Origin of the sequence: Nonomuraea aridisoli, from assembly GCF_003236395.1 — a bacterium.
Classification (GTDB): domain Bacteria; phylum Actinomycetota; class Actinomycetes; order Streptosporangiales; family Streptosporangiaceae; genus Nonomuraea; species Nonomuraea aridisoli.
Map to the genome: position 1 here is coordinate 1 of NZ_POUD01000519.1, position 2,192 is coordinate 2,192.

Sequence of the window (2,192 nt, forward strand, 5' to 3'; positions counted from 1 at the left end):
TACGAGGTGAGCGCTAGTCTCGTGGGCTCGGAGAGGTGTATAAGAGACAGGTCTGGCGGGGGTCGCTCATGATGATCCAGGCTAGTCCCGCCGGGCGCGTTCGGTGACCACCGCTACGGGACAGGTGGCGCGCCGCAGCAGGGACGCCGAGCCGGAGCGGCCGGTGACCACGAGGGTCGCGCCTTCGCCCGGCTCGGCCGTCCGGACGGGCACGCCGTCGTGGCGGACGGCCCGGCCCGCGGCGGTGACCGGCACCTGGCGCAGGGCGGCCTCGGCGAAGGCGAACTCCAGGACGGACGCGTCGGGCTCCTCGCCGGCCACGACGATCGGCCGGGTGTTCCCGGCGGCGGGCAGCGGCCCGCGTACGACGATCACGGGGCACTCGGCGTGGACGGCGACGTGCCCGGCGACCGAGCCGACGCCGGGCCGCACGCCCAGGCCGCGGGAGCCGACGACGACGAGCGCGGCGTCGGCGGACAGCTCGACCAGGCGGTGGGCGGCGGAGCCCTCGTACAGGTCGGTGCCGACGGGGACGTCGAGGCTGGTGGAGCGGGCGCAGTCGGCGCCGTGCCACAGGACGTGCTCGGCCGCCTTGCGCAGCTGGGTCCTGGCCTCCGGCTCGGCCGCGCCGTACGGCCACTGCCAGGCGTGCGCGACGGTGAGGGGCAGTTTCCTGAGCTCGGCCTCGTCGAGCGCCCACTCCAGGGCCTGCACGGCGAAGTCGGAGCCGTCGTAGCCGAGCACGATGCGGGTCATCTGCGCGGCTCGTCCGCCCCGGCCGGGTCGAGTCGCGGGGCGCTCACCACGGCGACCGCGCAGCGGGCCCGGCGCACGACGCCGTGGCTGACCGAGCCGAGCACCGCCGAGGCCAACCCGCCCCGGCCGCGCGAGCCCACCACCACGAGGTCGGCCGCCCTCGACGCCTCCACCAGGGCGGAGACCGCGCTGCCCGGCACGATCGTCTCCACCATCTCGACGTGGGGGCTCCTCTCCCGCCAGGACGCCAGGCGTCCGCCGAGCTCGTTGGTCTCGCCCATCGGCAGGGGGCCGTAGCCGACGGGATGCGGGGCGAGCGCGGGGTATCGGCTGCCGTGCAGCACGCGGACCCGGGCCGCGCGGAGGCTCGCCTGCTGCAGCGCGAACGCCATCGCCGCGTCGGCGTCCGGGGAGCCGTCGTAGCCGATCACGATCTCGCCGTGCTGCTCCATGGTGTAGGTCCGGACGACGACCAGCGGGCTGGCGGTGTGGCCGGCCAGCTCGGCGGTGACCGAGCCGATGGCGAACGTGGGCAGTCTGCCGTGCCCCTTGCCGCCCACCACCAGGGTGGCGGCGGTCTCGGCCTCGGTCTTGAGCCGCTGGACCACCGCGCCGGTGGCCAGGGCGGTGGAGACCTGCGCCGCCGGCGCGAACGCGCGGGCCCGCTCCGCCGACTCGGCGAGCAGCAGCATGTGCCACTCGGCCATCGTCTCCCTGAACTGGGAGGCGGTGGGCTCGGTATCGCGGCTCCAGGGCTCGTGCACGTGCACGATGCGCAACGGCAGCCCGGTGCGTACGGCGTCGTCGGCGGCCCAGTCGAGCGCGGCCTTGGCCGCTTGTGAGCCGTCGACCCCCGCGACGATTGCTCTTTCCATCATCGACCTTCCTCGCCCCGGATGACCTGCCCGTTCAGCCGGAGCCCGAACCTGTGAGGCGCCCGCTCTCCGCCGGGAGGCGCGGAGCGGGCGCGTGGGTCACTTCAGGATCGGGTTGCGCCGCACGATCGCCAGCCCGCCCAGCCCGAGCGTGGCGCCCGCGTCCGCCAGCGCCAGACCGACGATCACGATCGCGTACACCAGGTGATCGTCCATGAACGGGTTGCTGTCCAAAGGCAACTGCGCCGCCCACATCAGCACCATCATCACCGGACCCGCCACGGCGGCCATCCGCAGACCGACCCCCAGCATCAGCGCCACACCGACGCCCAGCAGACCCGCCATGAACAACCAGTCCACCCACACCTGACCGGCCAGCGTCCCGAACAGACCACCCAGCGCGTTCTCCTCCGCACCCTTCAGGAAACCCGTCGTCGGGCTGCCACCCGCGACCCACGCCCGCTCGGCCGGCGTGGCGAACCCCCACCCGAACGTCTTGTCCAGGAACGCCCACAGGAAGACCCACCCGAGCGCGATCCTCGCGACCGCCCAGACGTAGTC

The 2,192-nt window shown here is 74.0% G+C and carries 3 protein-coding genes; all 3 read right to left on the reverse strand.

Features of this window, described 5'->3' with window-relative positions:
* Positions 1–81: 81 nt before the first annotated feature.
* The gene (locus C1J01_RS47695) at positions 82–756 is read right to left on the reverse strand and encodes a universal stress protein (protein ID WP_111185726.1); all 675 of its coding nucleotides are present in this window, start codon (positions 754–756) and stop codon (positions 82–84) included.
* Positions 753–1,634 (reverse strand): universal stress protein, encoded by an 882-nt coding sequence (locus tag C1J01_RS47700; RefSeq protein WP_111185728.1) that lies wholly within the window; start codon positions 1,632–1,634, stop codon positions 753–755. Before C1J01_RS47700 ends, C1J01_RS47695 begins: the two co-directional genes overlap by 4 nt.
* Before the next feature lie 96 nt (positions 1,635–1,730).
* Positions 1,731–2,192, reverse strand: a 462-nt coding sequence (locus tag C1J01_RS47705) for a DoxX family membrane protein (RefSeq protein WP_111185730.1), incomplete at its 5' end; no start/stop codon positions are given.